The organism is Acidimicrobiales bacterium (assembly GCA_041394245.1).
Classification (GTDB): Bacteria; Actinomycetota; Acidimicrobiia; order Acidimicrobiales; family Aldehydirespiratoraceae; genus JAJRXC01.
This window is the reverse complement of sequence record JAWKIR010000003.1, coordinates 415,163-431,978: the sequence shown is the minus strand read 5'-3', so window position 1 is coordinate 431,978 and position 16,816 is coordinate 415,163. Positions and strand designations below refer to the sequence as shown.

Below are 16,816 nucleotides of genomic sequence, written 5' to 3'. Positions count from 1 at the left end.
CGCGCGGACCAAGTGTGGAGGTCGGCAGCGCGAACGGTCAACAGAACACGCCAGTTTCGTCGGCTTTGGGGCCGTCCGGACCACTCGGCGGGCCGACCGGCCCATGACTGCGGGATCCCCGGCCGGATAGCATCGGCGGGCATGGGTGGACCGCGATGGCGCGCACGGTGGGAGCACGTTCGGGCGACGCCCGACACCGCGCAACGTCGGTTGTTCGACGCCGATCTGCGGCGTCGCTATCCGCGCTTCGCCGATGCGATCGCCGGCGACGCCCGCATCACCGCGCTGAACCGCGGCGACCGCCACGAGTTCACGTCGACGGCCGATCGGTGGCTCCAGGTGGTCCGACTCTGTGTGGTGACCGACGCCTTCATCGCCGTGGTGGCCTACCGGGCGAAGACCGCATGCCTGAAGCATCGCGTACCCCTGCTGCCGCGGCTGTTCCATCGGATCGCCATGGCGAGTGCGCAGGTGTCCATCGGTGATCCCGTGGTCATCCAGCCGGGGCTCTGTCTGCCCCACGGCATGGTCGTGATCGACGGGATCACCACCATCGAGAAGAACGTCACGCTCTCGCCATGGGTGACCATCGGACTGTTGGCGCCGGATCTCGTCGGGCCGACGATCGGTGCAGGTTCACGCATCGGCACCGGCGCGAAGGTGCTCGGCGGCATCACGCTCGGTCGCAACGTCAAGGTCGGCGCCAACAGTGTGGTGATGGACGATGTGCCCGACGGTGCGACTGCCGTCGGTGCGCCGGCGCGAGTCGTGGAGCGTTCACCCGAGTGATCGTGCAGTTCGTCTATCCGACGACCGGCAACGTCACCGGTGGGGAGACCGTGCTCTACGAGCTGGCTCGGGCGCTCTCGCGCGCGGGGTGCACGGTCAATTTCCTCCATGGGCCGGCATGGCCGAACCGCATCGACTCGCTCGACCGGTTGCCCTCGGCGGCGGTCGGTGACGGTGTGCGGCACGTGCTCTTCGACGGGCTCGACGACCCGGCGTTGCCTTCTGGAGACGTGATCTTCAACTCGTCGGCGCCTCGCCGCCTCGGTCTGCCGGCCACGATCATCCAGGGGTACCGGATGCTGTCGGAGGAGTGGGAACGCGATGCATTCCGCTCGCCGGGCCCGAAGATCTGTGTGGCGTCGTGGTTGCAGGACGTGGGTGAGACCTACGGGGTGCCCCGTCATCAGTTGCTGCACGTCCCGCCCGGACTCGATCACGGGCGATTTCGGCAGAGCTCCCCGCTCGAGGACCGCTCGATCGACGTGACCGTCCTGCATCATCCGCATCGGGAGAAGGACTGGCCCACCGCGCAGGCGATGCTCGCGGAGCTCCGCGTCCGTCGGCCCGACGCCCGGCTCGTGACCTTCGGGCGGATGCTCGACGATCGGATCCCCGACGGGGTCGAGATCGTGGACTCGCCGGACCACCGTCGGCTGGCGGAGGAGATCTACGCCGACACCCGGGTCTTCGTGCAGGCGAGTCGTAACGAGGGATTCGGGCTCACACCGGTCGAGGCGATGGCGTGTGGTACCGCACTGGTGTCCACGGATTGCGGTGGATCACGCGACTACGCAATCCCCGGCGTCACGGCCGATGTCGTGGCGGCGGGCGACGCCGCGGCCTTGGCCGACGCGGTCGATCGTTTGCTCGACGACGAGGAACGTCGGCTGCGCTACGCCGCTGCGGGCCTGGCCCATGCCCTCACGTTCGACTGGGATCGCTCCGGCCGCCGTCTGTCAGAGATCCTCGCCGCCTATGTCGCGGATCCGGCACCGTTCCTCGAGCCGCCCGCCGATCCTTGATCACGCCGGTCGTCCATAGCGCTGCGGGTCTTCGCGATATTCGTGGACGAAGGCTTCGAGCCGATCGGCGGAGGCTTCCCAGGTGAAGCCGGCCGCGAGCCGTCGCCCTGCTGCAGCGAGGCGATGGCGCAGGCGCTCGTCGTCGAGCAGCCGTTCGACGTTGTCGAGCAGGGCGTCGGCGTCGGGGTAGTCGGCGACGAGTGCGGTCTCACCGTGGAACGCGTAGTCCTCGGAGCCGCCGTTGTCGGTCGTGACGAGGGCGGCACCGCCCGCCATCGCCTCGAGGGCGGGCAACCCGAAACCCTCGATCCTGCTGGTCCAGAGGAAGACGGTGCTGGTGTTGTACAGGCCGTCGATGAGCGTCGTCTGGTCGGGGTCGTGGTGGAACGTCAGCCAGTCGGGGAAGTCGGTGTCGGGAGCCAGACCGCCGAAGGCGACGATGTCGAGGTCGGGTCGGCGATCGTGGAGCCGCGTCAGGACCTCGAGCCCGAGCGGGGCGCCCTTGCTGAGGTGAGAGTTGTAGCAGAACAGCACCCGCGGTCTGCGCCCCTCGATGGCGCGGGTGGTGTCGAGACAGGCCTGCTTGAGCCCGTTGGGGATGTGGACGAGTTGGGCGGGTGGAACGCCGTATTCGAGTCCGACGCGAACGAGCCAACTGGCGACACAGATCTTCGGACAGGGGTTGAGATAGGTCTGTCGTTCCTGGGCCTCGGGATACATCTGGTGGCCCTGGACGAAGCAAACGGGCAGGCCGTAGCGCGGGTTGTCCTCGATCAACGGGGTGTAACCGAAGTAGATGTCGCCCGACACGACCTCTCGAGGGTCGAACCCCTCTATCCCGGCGACGTGGTGGGTGATGTTGGCCCGGAACTCGTACCAACCGATCTCGTCGACGCTGGTGATCGCGTCGCCACCGAAGATCTCGTGGTGATACAGGTGGACGTCGTGACCCCGCTCGGCCATCGCCGTGGCGAACTCGTAGATCAAGGTGTTGCCTCCGACCGGGTGCCGGGTGCTGGGGGCCAGGAACGTGAGGATCATCGTCTAGGCGTCGGCGACGAAGATCGAGCGGAGGTGATCGGTGGCCTCCGGCCGGTTCGCCTCGTGTTTCGACAGGTAGATCAGCTCTCCCTGATCGAGGAAGACCTTTCCGGAGTAGAGGTCGTGGGTGGATTCGAGGATGCGATCGATGTCGCGTCGCGCCTTCCGGGAGTCGTACTCCACATAGAGGACCTTGACCGTTGCCATCAATGGTCCGAGGCTCTCGAGCACGTCGACCTCGGAACCCTCGACGTCGAGCTTCATCACGTCGATGCGGTCGATCCCGTGCTCGGTCGCCCAACCGCCCGCGCTGCGAACGGTCACGATCTCGCGGGATCCCGTGGCCCACTCGCTGGCCTCGAGCGACGACATTCCGGAGTCGCTGTCGCCCTGGTAGAGCGGCATCTCCCCGTCGTCTCGATGCAGGGCGATCGGATGGATCGTGATGCCGCGATGGTGGACGGCGTTGCGTTCGAGGAAGGCCCGTTGATGGCTGCCCGGTTCGAACGTGTGGATCGTGGCGTCCGGATAGTGGCGGGCGAAGTGCACCGCGGCGGCGCCACAGTTGCCGCCTGCGTCGAGCACGACCCTGACGTCGTCGACGAACGGCAGCACCGGATAGGTCCGATTCGAGAGGATGTCCTTGGAGACCCACGCCGACGCGATCGTGTCCTCACATTCGAACTCGAAGGGATCGGCGTCGTCGGGTTCGATCGTCAGCAGCATCGTCTCGGTCCTCCGAGGAGTGAGTGTACGGCCGGGCCCGGAAGGGTCGGTATGAGTCGAATGGCCACTGGCGCCCGGCTGGTTGCCGACTGGTACCATCCTGTGGCCGTGGACAGCGACGCAGAGAAAATCGACCTCGCCGTCGCGGCCGCGTTGGGTCGCCAGGCCATCGCCGACTTCCTCGCGAAGGGTGATCCCTTCGCCATTCGTCACCAGGTGCAGATCACCTCGTTCGGGGGTTCGGGGACGACAGCGCTCACCCGGAGTTTCGCCGAGGCCGGACTCGACCTGCCGCCGGGCCCGGCCCAGTGGCCCCACAAGCACCTGCGCTGTCCGCCGACGGTCGACGAAGTGCCGGCCGGATTCAGGGTGGTGTACCCGGTCGGAGATCCGCGAGATGCGGTGTTGTCGGTCTTTCGTCGCGGGATCCAGGACGGACACTGGCGGGGACTCCACCAGATCGATCCCGCCACACCGACCCCGGACCGTCTGGCCGATCTCGAGTCGTTCCTCGCGGCCGGCGTCGACGACTTCGCGCTGGCCGAGCACTTCGAGGGCTGGCGCAACCATCCGTCGGGCTACCCCGTGATGTTCGTGCGGTTCGATCTGATCGACGAGGCGTGGGACGAACTCGCGACGTTCGTCGGGCTGCCCGACGGGCACCCGCGGCTCACCTATCGGGCACGAGCCAGCGACTGGACGTCGACACCGCCGGAGATCCGGGAGCGGCTCGATGTCATCTACGGCGAGTTCGCAGCGCTGATCGACTCGCTCCCCGCCGTGCAGGTCGTCTGAGCCGCCATGTCCGAACGCGACGTCGTCTTCAACGTGGTGTGGGCCGGCACGGTCTTCCCCTATCTCCGCTTCTTCGTGGAGAGCCAGATGGCGCACAGCGATGCCCGGTTCCGGTTCGTCGCCAATGCCTGCCCGGCGAGCGAGCTCGCGTTGCTCGAGCAGTTTGCCGATGTCCACCCGCAGGTCGTTGAGGTGTTCGAGGTCTCTTCGGACGAGATGGTCCCGCACGGGACGGCCCTGGAACGGGTGCGTGCCGCACGAGACGATGGTGCGTACTTCTGCCTGATCGACAGTGACATCCGCGCCTCGGGTCCGTTCGTGGCCGACTTCGCCGCGGAGTTGGCGGCCGGTGCAGCCGGTGTCACCTCAGGCCGCGGCGTGTGGTCGACGACTGACGTGGTGCCGGAAGGGCACCCTGGTGTCAACGGCGAGTACTTCTACTCTCGCGAAGGCTTCCTCTTCGGCAGTCCGCACTTCGCGATGTATCGGCGAGCGGCGATCGACGACGTGCTCGACCGCTGGGGTGTGCGATTCGACTCCGGTGGACCGGACCTGTCGGCGGCCGCATCCGCAGCCCTGGCCGAGGCCGGTCACGACTACTGGCTCTACGACACCGGCAAGCTGGTCAACGTGTTTCTCCAGCTGTCGGGATACGAGCTGCGCCATCGTGAGCACCCGAATCTCCTGCACATCGGCGGGATGTCGCACTATCTCTCGCCGCCGGAGCTCAACGGTGCCGGCGCCGTGGCCCGCCTCGGTCGGGTCGATCGCACGACATGGAACGCCGAACGACTCGAGGTCGCAGAGTTCAGCGCGGCGGTGCTGCGGGCGGCCGTTGACGGCGGGGAGGCACCCGAGGTGCCGGCGGGACTGGCCCCGGATGTCGCCGCGAAGCTCGCACTCGTGCGCCGCGAGATCCTGGCGCTGATCCCCTGACACCGTGCCGGGATACGCAGAAAGGGCCGCTCCGAGGAGCGGCCCTGTTCTGTCGTGATGTGGCGCGCTCGGAGGGATTCGAACCCCCGACCTTCTGATCCGTAGTCAGATGCTCTATCCAGCTGAGCTACGAGCGCAACGGAGAGCCAGTGTACGCCCGCGAGCTGCGGGCGCCACCGGATTCTCTCTTTGACACATTGGCGGAGACGGTGGGATTTGAACCCACGAACGCCTTGACGACGTTACTTCCTTAGCAGGGAAGCGCCTTCAACCTGGCTCGGCCACGTCTCCCGACGGGCGTGAGGTTACCGCTCGGGCGGTCAGAAATGTTCGACGGCGTGAATGAACGATTCCGTCACCCGATCGAGGTCGTGCTGCCCGAGGCTCGTGAAGAAGGGAAGCCGAAGGAGACGACGGCTGATGTCGTCGGTCGCCGGGCACGCGAGTTCCCTTGCGGCAACGGCGACACCGCCGGGCGAGCTGTGGAGCGGCACATAGTGGAACGTCGCGTAGATGCCGTCGTCGTTCATCGACTTCAGCACGTGGTTGCGCATCTCGCCGTCGGGCAGCAGGACGTAGAACATGTGATACGCCTGCCGGCAGTCGTCGGGCACCACGGGGAGGCGGATGCCATGGGAGGCGACCATCGGCGTCAGCGCTTCGTGGTAGTGGTCGAAGACGTGGCGGCGCTTCGCGAGGATCGATTCCTTCTGTTCGAGTTGGCCGTAGAGATAGGCGGCGAGCACGTCGGACATCCCGAACGACGAGCCGACGTCCTGCCAGGAGTACTTGTCGACCTGACCGTGGAGGAACGCCCGTCGGTTGGTGCCCTTGTCGTAGATCACATGGGCGCGGTCGATGTCGGCGGGGTCGTTGACGACCAGCGCGCCGCCCTCGCCGCAGATGAAGTTCTTCGTCTCGTGGAAGCTGAGCGTGGAGAAGCGTCCGAACGAACCCAGCGGCTCCCCCCGGTAGCTGCCGAACAGGCCGTGGGCGTTGTCCTCGACGAGGTCGGCGTTGGGCCAACGCTCGACGATGTCGCACATCTCCTCGATCCGACCACCGATGCCCGAGTAGTGGATCGGGACGACCGCCCGCACGGTGTCGTCCATGATCTCGGCGAGGCGGTCGACATCGAGGCCCAGCGTGTCGGGCTCGATGTCGCAGAAGAGCACCTTGGCACCGGCCCGCACGAAGGCGAGTGCCGTGGTGACGAAGCCGAACGACGGTGCCACGATCGTGTCGCCCGGCTGGATGTCGAGCAGGATCGCGCTCATCTCGAGGGCCGCGGTGCACGAGGTCGTGAGCAGCACGTCGGCCGCGCCGGTGGCCTCCGTCAACTCGTCGACGGCCAGCTTCGAGAACGGACCCGATGCGGAGGTGTGACCGTGCTCGACGGCTTCCCTGATGTAGTCGAGTTCGTGCCCTTCGACGCTCGGTCGATTGAACGGGATGAGGCCGTCGGGGAACGGATCGTCGGTCACGCTCATGTCGCCCACCAGTGGTGCGTGTAGGTGACCCGGGTGAGGGCGAACCCGCAGTGCTCCAGAAAGCGGAGTGGAGCGATGTTGCGGGCGGCGCACGGCCCACCGAGCACCTCGCCGCCGTCGGCCCATTCGATCAGCTTGGCGATGTGCTGCCATGCAGCACCGGTCCCGGGGCGGATCACCCCGAGCAGATCGATGCGGGGCTGTTCCCCCCACACGTGGGTCCCCACACCATCGATGCCGTCCTCGTCCTCGGAGATCGTGGCCAGGCGCTCGGGATCCGTCACCGCTCGGTGTACCCAGGCGCTGTGGAGCCGTCGCGCCGCGGTCGTGCCGAAGCGGGGATCGGCGCCGAATCGACTCCAGGGGGCGAGAGTGTCGAGCGAGTCGCTGATCAGGTGGAGGTCGTCCTCGGTGGCGGTTCGCACGACTGAGCGGGTCGGTGGTGTCGCGAATGGTCCCGGTGGTCGCTTCATCAACTGGTTGATCTCGACGAGTCGGAATCCCGCGTCCTGGGCATGTAGCGAGGTGTAGGTGTCGGCCGGCTCGTGTGATCCGTAGACACAGTCGAACTTGCGGTCACGGGCCTCGATGACGATCTCGTCGAGCACATTCGGGTCGGCGCCGTTGAGGTCGACCTGGCCGATGGACAGATCGAAGAAGTCGCTGTCCCACGGGAGGGCCTCGATGCGTTGTGACATTCCGTCCATCTGTACCACCACCGACCAGCGGTGGGAAGTGTCGGGCTACCGTTCCGGTGTGGGCGTTGACGTGAGCGTGGTCGTGGTGGTGTGGGACATGGCCCGCGAGCTGCCGCGGACACTCGCCACCCTGGCGGCCGACGCACAACACGGCGACGTCGACTACGAGGTGATCGTGGTCGACAACGGTTCGCCGGTGCCGGTCGATCCGCGCCTGCTCGACCTCGTTCCCGGTGGACGTCTGATCCGGCTGGACCCGGCGCCTTCGTCGCCGGCGCGTGCCGCCAACGTCGGGATCGAGGCCGCGGCGGGGTCGACCATCGGGGTGATGATCGATGGGGCCCGGATGGTGAGTCCCGGTCTGCTCGCGGGCGCGGCCGACGCGATGCGGCTCGGCCCCGACGTGATCGCGGTGACGCTCGCGTTCCATCTGGGGGCCGAGTCGCAGATGATCGCTGCGGCGAAGGGCTATGACCAGGCGGTCGAGGACGCGCTGCTCGAGACGGTCGATTGGCGGCGCGACGGCTACGAGCTGTTCTCCATCAGTACGCTCGCGGGCTCCTCGGCGCGGGGCTGGTTCGGCCCGATGGGGGAGAGCAACGCCCTGTTCATGCGGGCCGATCGTTGGGCCGACCTCGGCGGGTTCGACGAGATCTTCGACCGGGCCGGCGGCGGGCTCGTCAACCACGACCTGTTCCGACGGGCCTGCGAACGACCCGGGGCCGAGTTGGTGGTGCTGCTCGGAGAGGGCACGTTCCACCAGTTCCACGGCGGAGCGGCGACCGGAGGCCAGGCGCGGAGGGAGGAGCTCTGGGCGGAGTACGCCCGACTCCGTGGTCGGGAGTTCGCCCCGCCCGCGCTGGCGCCGCGCTATCTCGGGTCGGTGCCGGCCGCGGCCATTCCCCACTTCCGCCGGTCGCTCGACTGGCTGGAGGGGAACCCGAATACCCACGTTCCGTGGGGGCCATCCAACTCATAGTGGGCGAACGGTCTTTCAGTCGGCCGCAACACGCGCCACACTGGGGCACTTGCGTTCACCCGACCTGCACCCCCTCGAGAGACGACGATGAGCGACGCCACCGCGGCACCACATCCGATCGCGATCACCGGCATGCACCGCTCGGGTACGTCGATGATCACCCGCGGGCTGCACGAGTCGGGTCTGCGTCTGCTCGGCGGTGAGGCCGACGCGCTCCTCGCTGCCGCCGACGACAACCCCGAGGGTTTCTGGGAGAACAAGGCGATCGTCACCTGCAACGACGACCTGCTCGAAGCCGCGGGCGGCTCGTGGGACAACCCTCCGGCGTTGCTGCCGATGGCGGTCGACGATCCGCGACTCGCGGCGGTGGTCGAACCGGCGACGGTCGCGCTCGCCGGTCTGGCCGAGAACGAGCGGTGGGGGTTCAAGGATCCCCGCACGTGTCTGACCGCGGCGTTCTGGCTCGACCTCCAGCCTGACCTCCGGTTCGTGATCTGCGTGCGCAATCCACTCGAGGTCGCGTTGTCGCTCAAGCGGCGCAACCAGAACTCCTACTCGCTCGGGTTGTCGCTCTGGGAGCGCTACTACGAGTCGGTGCTCGATCTGGTGCCGCCCGACCGGCGGATCGTCACGCACTACGACACCTACTTTCTCGACCCTGTGGGCGAGCTCGATCGGGTCTGCGCGTTCGCCGGCCTCGAAGCCGCACCGCTGAACGTGCGCACCGATCTCCGTCACCACGATGTCGGGGTGAGTCTCGACGAGGCCAACCTCGGATCCGGACTGCGGGATCTCTACGCCCGCTTGTGCGAGGAGGCCGGCGCACCGGTGCCCCGGCCCTCCGCGGTCGACGAGGGCCAGGTCCGACGGCTCGTTCTCGACGGCACCGTCGCGGCCCGCCATGCCGAGCAGCGTCAGCAGGCCATCGAGCGTCTCGAACAGCGACTCGCCGACTCGCAGGCCGCCGAGAAGGAGGCGCGCGAGCAGCTGACGCAGGCTCGACGGGAGTCGGAGAGCCGTCGGGCCGAACTCGCCGCGGTCACCCGGGAGCTCGACCACTTCCGCGCCGACATCGGCAACCACCTCTCTGCGATCGAAGCGCAGACCCTGCGGCTCATCGACAACGCAGACACCGTCGGCGAGGCCGTGCACCGGCTCGAGGATCGGCAGCGGTCGACCCTCGAGCGCACGAACCACATCGGCGACGTTCTCGATGCGGTTCACGTCAAGCTCCGAGCCGTCGAACAGACCGTGCAGCACAACAACAAGGCGCTGCGGCAGGGACCGCTTCGCCGCGCGGTGGGCAAGCTCGTTCGCCGGATGCGGGGAACGGGCGCCCCCGCGGCGGCCAAGCAGACCGTCAAGGCCGGCGCCGCGCATCTGCCCCAGCCCGTTCGTCACAACATCCACCGCGTGCGGCGGGCGGTGGCCGACGGCCAGGCCGGGAATCGGGTCAAGGAGCGGACGGCGCGAGTCGTCGACCGTCTTCCCGAGCCGGCGCAGAAAGCGGCGCGGAAGGGCTCGACGGCCATCCGGCGATCCGGTGCCGTGCCGAAGGCCAAGCGGGTGACCCGCGGGGTCGCCCGTCGGCTCCCGGCTCCGGTGAAGCGCGCGGTCAGGTCCGTTTCGGGATCGGCACCGGCGGCTCGTCCCAATGCCGCGAACGCGCCGAAGAAGGCCTCGCCGGCGCCTCGGCCCACGTCGCGCGACGACGGTCGGGCCGCCCAGGTCCCGAAGGGTCCGGCCGCGTTCAAGTGGCAGAAGGGTTTCGAGCGGCTGGTCGACGAGTTCGTCGATCCCGACAGCTCGTGGGCGGTTGTGACGCCCGGCTGCAAGCCGACCGTCGTCTCCGTCGGTGGCCGCACCGGGGTGGCCTTCCCGTCGTTCGACGGATCGGCGCCGGCGGCCGATTCGGTGTCGTTGATCGCGATCCTCGAGGTCCTGCGGTTGCGGGGCACTCAGCGACTCGTGGTGCCCGAAGGAGCCCGTGCGTGGTTCCAGAGTCATCCGGAGCTGCGCGATCACCTCGCTCGCAGCCATCGGGTCCTCGCTGATCGTGACGCGGCCGGCGTGGTCTTCGATCTCACCGCGTCGTCCGTCGAACAGCCGGGAGTTCTCGCGGCCGTGAAGGATCTGAGCCGGGGCCGCCAGTCGCCGCCGGCGCTCCTCGACTGGTCCGGACTCGACCTCGCCGGCGATCTTCCCGGGTTCACCACCTTCGTTCCCGCAAGCGACGTGGGGGCGGCCGGTCTGCCCTACTTCGATCGCAGCGTCGAGATCGTCGTGACGAGTCGGCGCCACGATCTCGAGGAGGCGAAGCGGGTGGCGTCGTCGGCCGTGGTCGTGTGCGACCGGGTGGGTACGGAGCTGCGTGTCGAGACGGTCCATCTCGTCGGCGAACCCGCGGATGCGGCGGCATCGGTGACCATCGTGGCCACGTCCTCGACCCCGGAGATCGATGCCGCGGTCCGGGTCCGCGCCGAGGCGTTCGGCGCGGAGCTCCGCTTCGACACCGAGCCCGGTTCCGTCGACGCCGAGGTCGTGTTGGTGCTCGAAGCGGGCATGGTGCCGCTTCCCGGCGCACTCGATGCGATGACGACAGCGGTTCGTTCCACCCCCGAGGCGGTCTGGGTGGCCAAGGTCCTCGACGATCACGGTCGAATCGAGTCCGCCGGCGGGATGGTCTTCGCCGACGGGTCGGTTGCCGGGATCGCGGAGGGGACCCTCGATGTCCGGGCTCCGTGGCACGAGTTCAATCGGCCGACCTGCTGGGGCGGAGGGATCGTCGCGGCATCGTCGGCCGTCTGGCAGGCGTTGCCCGAGTTCGATGCCGACGATCCCGTGGCGTGGTTCGGCCAGGTCTGGAAGTCGGGTCGAACCGTCGCGTACCGCTCGTCGGCGACCGTGGTGCGCGTCGGTGGCGCGTCGAACCGTCCGGTGGCGGCCGGCGGGGCCTGGCCGACATGGCTGGCGTCTCGTCCACAGCGGCCCGCCGAGCTCGGCGACGGGTCGTGGCGCTACTTCCTCGCCAACGACGACATCGGCTCTCTCGCGTCCGGAAACGAGGCCTGATGCCACGCACCGCCCTCGTCGTCCACACGCGTATGCCGGCGTTCGACCGCGACAGCGGTTCACAAGACATCGACAACACGATCCGGTGGCTGCTCGACGACGGATGGACCGTCACCTTCCTGTCCCGCGAGCCCGAGGGCGAGGCCGAGCACCGCCACGCCGAGCGTCTGCGCCAGATGGGCGTCGCCACCTTCGCGGGGTTCGACTGGGCCCCGAAGCTCCTGCGTTCCTATCGCTTCGACCTCGCGATGGTCGCATTCTTCGAGGTCGCGGAGGAGATCGTCCCGCTCGTCCACGAGTACTCGCCCGACACCCGGGTGGTGGTGAACTCGATGGACATCCACTTCCTGCGCAATGCCCGCCAGGCATTCGGCCAGACCGGCGCGGTCGACTCGACCTTCGGCGATGCCGCCACCCGCGAGCTCAACGTGTACCACTCCGCCGACGCGGTGATCGCCGTGTCCGACAAGGAACGCACGCTGCTGGCCGACTTCGTCGGCGACGATCGCGTGTTCACCCTTCCGCTGGCCGAACACATCGAGCGATCCACGGTGCCGTTGTCGGAACGCAGGGGCGGATACTTCGTCGGGAACTTCCGGCACGTCCCCAATCGCGATGCGGTCGCCTACCTCGCGAACGAGGTGCTGCCCCTCATCGACGAGGATCTGCGCCGGCGCCATCCGTTCACCGTGATCGGCAACTATCTGGATCAGATCGAGCTCGCCGTCGATCCCGACATGCCCGGTCTCAATCTCGTCGGTTGGGTCCCCACCGTCGAGCCCTATGTGGAGCGGTCACGAGTGGCGGTCGTGCCGCTGCTGCACGGCGCCGGCGTCAAGCGCAAGGTCCTGCAGTCGATGATGGCCTACACGCCGGTGGTCACCACACCGATCGGTGCCGAAGGCCTCGACATCGTGCAGGGGCGTCATGCCCTCGTCTCGGTCGACGCCGCCGACATGGCTGCCGCCTTGACCCGTGTGCTCACCGACGACGACCTCTGGCATCGTCTCGCCGAGCACGGTGCCGCCCATGTCGACGAGCGCCATGGCTTCGATCGCGTCCGGCCGTGCTTCGATCGGCTGATCGCATCGGTCATGGCCCTGCCCCGCCGTCCTCGTCGCATCGAAGCCGGCGACGGCCGTCCGACCGCCAACGTCGACGCGGCGGAGATCCGCCGGCGGATCCAGGCGATCGCCGAGCCCGGCGAGCCGGTGCTGGTCGTCTCACTCGGTGACGACAGCCTGACCGATCTCGGCTCGCAGCCGTGCTGGCACTTCCCCGAGGGTCGCGAGGGCGGATGGGGTGGCTTCGATCCGGTCGACGGTCGTGCGGCGGTCAACCATCTCGACGCCCAGCGACAGCGCGGGGCGCGCTACTTCGTGGTGCCGCGGGCGGCGTTCGACTGGCGCGGCCGGTTCCCCGAGCTCTTCGACCGTCTCGAGAACGACGGACGGCGGCTCTACCAGGACGACACGGTGGCGATCTTCGATCTCGAGCCCGCCGATGCCGCGGTCACGCTCACCCCGGCACTGGCCGTGTCGGTCTTCGTCGCAGGGACGTATTCGGCCGGTCGCAGTGGCCCTCATCCCGATCTGCTGTCGGAGTTGAAGGGCACAGACGCGATGACGGTCCGCCAGGTGTGGAGGGCGGCCGACGATCCCGACGCGATGTCGCCCGTCGACGACACGGGCGCCGACCATGTCGTCTACATCCACGACAACGCGGTGCTGCCGGCGGGCTTCCTCGAGGAGCTCATCGCCACACAGGAGACCCTCGACGTCGATCGGATCCAGCCCGCGCACAGCAGCGGACCGGCGGCGGGTCCCCCGATGACGGAACGTCACCGGGGAGTCGTCGCCCGCGAGGTCGACTCGGTCACGCCGCTGCCGGTGCTGTCGGTGCGGGCGGGGGCCGCCCTCGACGGGCCGGTGACCCTGTGCGACAACGTGACGATCGGTCTGCGCGGCTCGATCGAGGCCGACGATCTCGGCGATTCGTTCGCCCATGTGCGCCGCGTGTGGATCGCCGACGACGAGGGGGTCCCCCGCGTCCACCTCCGTCCGGCTCCGGAGTCGCCACCCGAGATCAGCGTGCTGATCTCGACCTACCAGCGACCGGAGCTGCTGCGCCGGGCGCTGCTCTCGTTCTGTGACCAGACGATCGATCGGTCCCGCTACGAGGTGGTGCTGGTCGACGACGGGTCGCCCGACTCGGAGATCGACGCCATCGTCGAGGAGTTCGCCGATCGTCTGCAGATCTTCGGGGTGTGCGCCGCGCACTCGGGTCGCAGCGGCGCCAAGAACCTGTGCGTGCTCCTCGCTCAGGCCCCGATCGTGCTCTTCTTCGACGACGACGACCGCGTCACCCCCGACTATCTCGAACGCCATCTCGACGGGCACACGGCGCGACCCCACGAGGGTGTGGCGATCCTGGGCCACACCGACTGGGCGCCCGAACTCGACATCAGCCCGTTGATGCACTTCATCACCGACGTGGACCGGCTCATGTTCTCCTACTCCAGCCTCTCGAAGGGTCAGGAGCTCGACTGGCGTGGCTTCTGGGAGGGCCGGATCTCCTGCAAGCGGTCGCTGCTCATGCGTCACGGTCTGCACGACCAGCGCCTCGACTACTCGATCGACATCGAGATGGGGTGGCGGCTCATGCCGCACGGGCTGAAGGTCGTCTACGACCCATCGGCGGTGAGCGTGATGGCCCGTCCGCTCGACTTCGCCGGGTTCTGCGATCGCACCCAGGCCAAGGGCAGGGCGAGCGCGGTGATCGCGTCGCTGCATCCGGGTACTGGGATCGGTGCCCAGCTGAAGCTCGACGAAGCCCGCGCGTTCTACGACGAGCACCGCTTCGCCGAGGAGGGGTTGCGCACGACCGTGGCCCGGCTCGAGGAGCGTTGTCGCACCGAGGGCGACGCGATGTCCGCACGGGATCTCGACGAACTCCACGAGTCCTATCGCACGATGTTCCGCATTCTCAACGCAAAGGGGATCGCGGAGACGACCGGAGGGGTCTACGCCATGGCGCGTCAACCGACCACAGTCCAACCGTTCGAGGACACCGATCCCGACCTGCTCTACGACGGAAGTCCTCCCGAGGCCTCCGACGATCCGGTGCTGAGCATCACGTTGCCGGTCTGGAGCCGCAGCGAGAAGCTGGCCCGCATGGTCGAGAAGACCGTCGAGCGGATCTGGGAGGTGGCGCGGGTTCCCACCGAGGTCGTGGCGATCGACAACGGATCGGACTTCGAGTCGAAGCTGTTGGCGAAGGTGTATCGCTATCCCGAGAACAAGGGTGTCTCGACGGGGTGGAACACCGGGATCCGGCTGTCGACGGCTCCGACGTTCGTCGTGATGAACAGCGACTGCATGGTGGAGCCGGGATGGGACGAGGCGTTGCTCGAGGCGGCCAACGATGGTCGTCGCATCGCGTTCCCCTATACCGATCATTGCGACGGGAAGGGGTTCACCACCCCTGACCAGGGTGGCACCGCAGGCTGGTGCTTCATGATGACGAAGGCGATCTACGAAGAGGTGGGTGTCTTCGACGAATGGTTCAATCCCGCGTTCTGCGAGGACACCGACTACTGGCACCGCGCCTGGCAGCTGGGCATCGCACTCGAACCGGTGCCGGCGGCACGGGTCGTGCACGCCCGGCGCACCACCGCGAGCACGACCCCCAACGTCGACTGGCTGCTGCTCGGTCATCGCTACAAGTACGGCTGGAAGCACGGCGTCGATCCCCTCGCGGCCCCGCCGTACTACAACCGCAAGTACTCCGACTACCACGGTTCGTTCGAGGTGCCGTCGTCGTGAGTCTCGAGCATGCCGCGCCGTATCTCGCGGGCGAGGGCATCTGCCCGAATCCGATCTTCGTGATCGGCTCGCCACGTTCGGGGACCACGGCCACCGCACAGTCGCTCAACCGTCACCCCGATCTGTGGGTCGGCAAGGAGAGCTACATCCTCTCGGATCTGTTCCAGGGGGAGCGGGCCGAACGGGTGTGGGAGAACCAGCAGGATCGTCAGACCCCGTGCTGGCTCGACCACGAGCAGGTCGACAAGGACGAGTGGTTGGCGTTCATCGGCCTCGGCTTCAACGCCCTCTTCTCGTCGCGCGCCGAGGGCAAACGCTGGATCGACCAGACGCCGCTCTACACGCCGATGGCGCCGACCCTGGCGAAGATGTTCCCGGGTGCGAAGTTCGTCCACATCGTGCGTGACGGGCGCAACGTGGTCCGTTCGATGTCGAACTTCGAGCGCAAGTTCGACGACGAGCTGCTCGCCAACGCGAAGCCCAACGAGATCCCGAAGTGGAGCAAGGACGTCGAGAAGGCCTGCGAGACCTGGGCGACGTGGGTGCACGCCGGGTTCGATTTCGCAGAAGCGAATCCCGATCGCTGTCTCACCGTGTGGAACGAGAAGCTCGCCGCCGGTGGCCCTGAGGCCTTCGACCCCGTGCTCGAGTTCCTCGATCTGCGCCATCACCCTGGCCCGGGCAACTTCTTTTCGAAGAAGCGCATCGGCTCGAGCTTCAAGCTCGACCCGACGAGACCCGACGACGACGACTGGTCTGCGTGGGACAAGAAGCGGCGCAAGGTGTTCGCCGCGGTGGCGACCGACGCCTGGGTCCGGGCCGGTTACGGCACGGCGGCCGACATGGAGACGTGGCGAGATGGTTGACGGTCCGGTGCCGGGAGGCACCGCCCCCGATAGGCCCCGGGTGTTCGCCATCGGGCTCAACAAGACCGGCACGACGTCGTTCCACGACGCCATGACCCTCCTCGGGTTCAGGAGTCTGCACTGGGGCGGCCCGCCGATCCGTGAGCAGATCGAGGCGGCGCGCGACGCCGGTCTACCCCTGCTCAGCAATATGGACCAGGCGATCGACTGCTACTCCGACATCGAGGTCCTGGCCAAGAACTATGCGCTCCTCGATCGGCAGTACCCCGGCAGTCGCTTCATGATGACGGTCCGCCCGCTCGAGAAGTGGCTCGACAGCCGCCGCCGCCATGTCGAGAACAACCAGGCGCGCAAGGCCCGTGGCGAGTACGACGGCAACTTCCTGGTGGTCGAGGAGGACAAGTGGCGGCGCCAGTACGAGCGCCACTACTCCGGCGTGCGGGAGTACTTCGCCGGTCGCGACGACTTCGTCGAGGTCGACATCACCGCCGGTGCCGGTTGGGCACCGTTCTGCACGCTGCTCGGGGTCGCCGAGCCGAAGATCGCGTTCCCGCACTCCAACAAGGGCAAGTAGCGGC

At 67.8% G+C, this 16,816-nt stretch carries 13 protein-coding genes and 2 tRNA genes; 9 read left to right on the top strand and 6 right to left on the bottom strand.

Annotated features, from left to right (window positions below):
• The first annotated feature begins 141 nt into the window (after positions 1-141).
• Together R2707_16710 and R2707_16705 are read left to right on the top strand one after the other, a co-directional pair.
• Entirely contained in the window at positions 142-789 is a 648-nt protein-coding gene (locus R2707_16710; GenBank protein ID MEZ5246739.1) for a hypothetical protein, read from the top strand.
• Entirely contained in the window at positions 786-1,811 is a 1,026-nt protein-coding gene (locus R2707_16705) for a glycosyltransferase family 4 protein (protein MEZ5246738.1), read from the top strand. The genes R2707_16710 and R2707_16705 overlap by 4 nt, the downstream gene beginning before the upstream one ends.
• On the opposite strand, the gene R2707_16700 is transcribed toward R2707_16705, so the two are convergent.
• Both R2707_16700 and R2707_16695 read right to left on the bottom strand, forming a co-directional pair.
• Positions 1,812-2,852, bottom strand: coding sequence for a glycosyltransferase family 4 protein (locus R2707_16700; protein MEZ5246737.1), 1,041 nt, complete (start codon positions 2,850-2,852; stop codon positions 1,812-1,814).
• Between the two features lie 3 nt (positions 2,853-2,855).
• A complete protein-coding gene (locus tag R2707_16695) occupies positions 2,856-3,578 on the bottom strand; it encodes an FkbM family methyltransferase (GenBank protein MEZ5246736.1) in 723 nt (240 codons plus the stop codon).
• Positions 3,579-3,686: 108 nt separating this feature from the next.
• Between R2707_16695 and R2707_16690 the strand changes: the two genes are divergently transcribed.
• Together R2707_16690 and R2707_16685 are read left to right on the top strand one after the other, a co-directional pair.
• The gene (locus R2707_16690) at positions 3,687-4,373 is read left to right on the top strand and encodes a hypothetical protein (GenBank protein MEZ5246735.1); all 687 of its coding nucleotides are present in this window, start codon (positions 3,687-3,689) and stop codon (positions 4,371-4,373) included.
• Between the two features lie 6 nt (positions 4,374-4,379).
• On the top strand, positions 4,380-5,309 hold the full coding sequence (locus R2707_16685; GenBank protein ID MEZ5246734.1) for a hypothetical protein: 930 nt from the start codon (positions 4,380-4,382) through the stop codon (positions 5,307-5,309).
• A 60-nt stretch (positions 5,310-5,369) separates the two neighbouring features.
• On the opposite strand, the gene R2707_16680 is transcribed toward R2707_16685, so the two are convergent.
• The 4 genes from R2707_16680 to R2707_16665 all read right to left on the bottom strand — a co-directional run bounded on the left by R2707_16680 (position 5,370) and on the right by R2707_16665 (position 7,497).
• Positions 5,370-5,446, bottom strand: a tRNA-Arg gene (locus R2707_16680).
• 61 nt (positions 5,447-5,507) lie between these two features.
• Positions 5,508-5,600: transfer RNA gene (locus tag R2707_16675), tRNA-Ser, on the bottom strand.
• Between the two features lie 29 nt (positions 5,601-5,629).
• Positions 5,630-6,799: a dTDP-4-amino-4,6-dideoxygalactose transaminase gene (gene rffA, locus R2707_16670; protein MEZ5246733.1), complete on the bottom strand. Its 1,170-nt coding sequence runs from the start codon at positions 6,797-6,799 to the stop codon at positions 5,630-5,632.
• A complete protein-coding gene (locus R2707_16665; protein ID MEZ5246732.1) occupies positions 6,796-7,497 on the bottom strand; it encodes a hypothetical protein in 702 nt (233 codons plus the stop codon). The genes rffA and R2707_16665 overlap by 4 nt, the downstream gene beginning before the upstream one ends.
• A 58-nt stretch (positions 7,498-7,555) precedes the next feature.
• On the opposite strand from R2707_16665, the gene R2707_16660 reads away from it, so the two are divergent.
• The 5 genes from R2707_16660 to R2707_16640 all read left to right on the top strand — a co-directional run bounded on the left by R2707_16660 (position 7,556) and on the right by R2707_16640 (position 16,812).
• On the top strand, positions 7,556-8,476 hold the full coding sequence (locus tag R2707_16660) for a glycosyltransferase family A protein (protein ID MEZ5246731.1): 921 nt from the start codon (positions 7,556-7,558) through the stop codon (positions 8,474-8,476).
• Positions 8,477-8,563: 87 nt separating this feature from the next.
• A complete protein-coding gene (locus R2707_16655; protein MEZ5246730.1) occupies positions 8,564-11,548 on the top strand; it encodes a sulfotransferase in 2,985 nt (994 codons plus the stop codon).
• Positions 11,548-15,372: a glycosyltransferase gene (locus tag R2707_16650; GenBank protein MEZ5246729.1), complete on the top strand. Its 3,825-nt coding sequence runs from the start codon at positions 11,548-11,550 to the stop codon at positions 15,370-15,372. The genes R2707_16655 and R2707_16650 overlap by 1 nt, the downstream gene beginning before the upstream one ends.
• The gene (locus R2707_16645) at positions 15,369-16,238 is read left to right on the top strand and encodes a sulfotransferase (protein MEZ5246728.1); all 870 of its coding nucleotides are present in this window, start codon (positions 15,369-15,371) and stop codon (positions 16,236-16,238) included. Before R2707_16650 ends, R2707_16645 begins: the two co-directional genes overlap by 4 nt.
• Positions 16,231-16,812, top strand: coding sequence for a sulfotransferase (locus R2707_16640; protein MEZ5246727.1), 582 nt, complete (start codon positions 16,231-16,233; stop codon positions 16,810-16,812). The genes R2707_16645 and R2707_16640 overlap by 8 nt, the downstream gene beginning before the upstream one ends.
• The last annotated feature ends 4 nt before the right edge of the window (positions 16,813-16,816 follow it).

What these genes read in the sequence shown, in the direction of transcription:
- R2707_16695 (MEZ5246736.1), bottom strand. Translation starts at nt 3,578, where the DNA reads ATGCTGCTGACGATCGAACCCGACGACGCCGATCCCTTCGAGTTCGAA.
- R2707_16650 (MEZ5246729.1), top strand. Translation starts at nt 11,548, where the DNA reads ATGCCACGCACCGCCCTCGTCGTCCACACGCGTATGCCGGCGTTCGAC.
- R2707_16665 (MEZ5246732.1), bottom strand. Translation starts at nt 7,497, where the DNA reads ATGTCACAACGCATCGAGGCCCTCCCGTGGGACAGCGACTTCTTCGAT.
- R2707_16700 (MEZ5246737.1), bottom strand. Translation starts at nt 2,852, where the DNA reads ATGATCCTCACGTTCCTGGCCCCCAGCACCCGGCACCCGGTCGGAGGC.
- R2707_16710 (MEZ5246739.1), top strand. Translation starts at nt 142, where the DNA reads ATGGGTGGACCGCGATGGCGCGCACGGTGGGAGCACGTTCGGGCGACG.
- R2707_16655 (MEZ5246730.1), top strand. Translation starts at nt 8,564, where the DNA reads ATGAGCGACGCCACCGCGGCACCACATCCGATCGCGATCACCGGCATG.
- rffA (MEZ5246733.1), bottom strand. Translation starts at nt 6,799, where the DNA reads ATGAGCGTGACCGACGATCCGTTCCCCGACGGCCTCATCCCGTTCAAT.
- R2707_16685 (MEZ5246734.1), top strand. Translation starts at nt 4,380, where the DNA reads ATGTCCGAACGCGACGTCGTCTTCAACGTGGTGTGGGCCGGCACGGTC.
- R2707_16640 (MEZ5246727.1), top strand. Translation starts at nt 16,231, where the DNA reads ATGGTTGACGGTCCGGTGCCGGGAGGCACCGCCCCCGATAGGCCCCGG.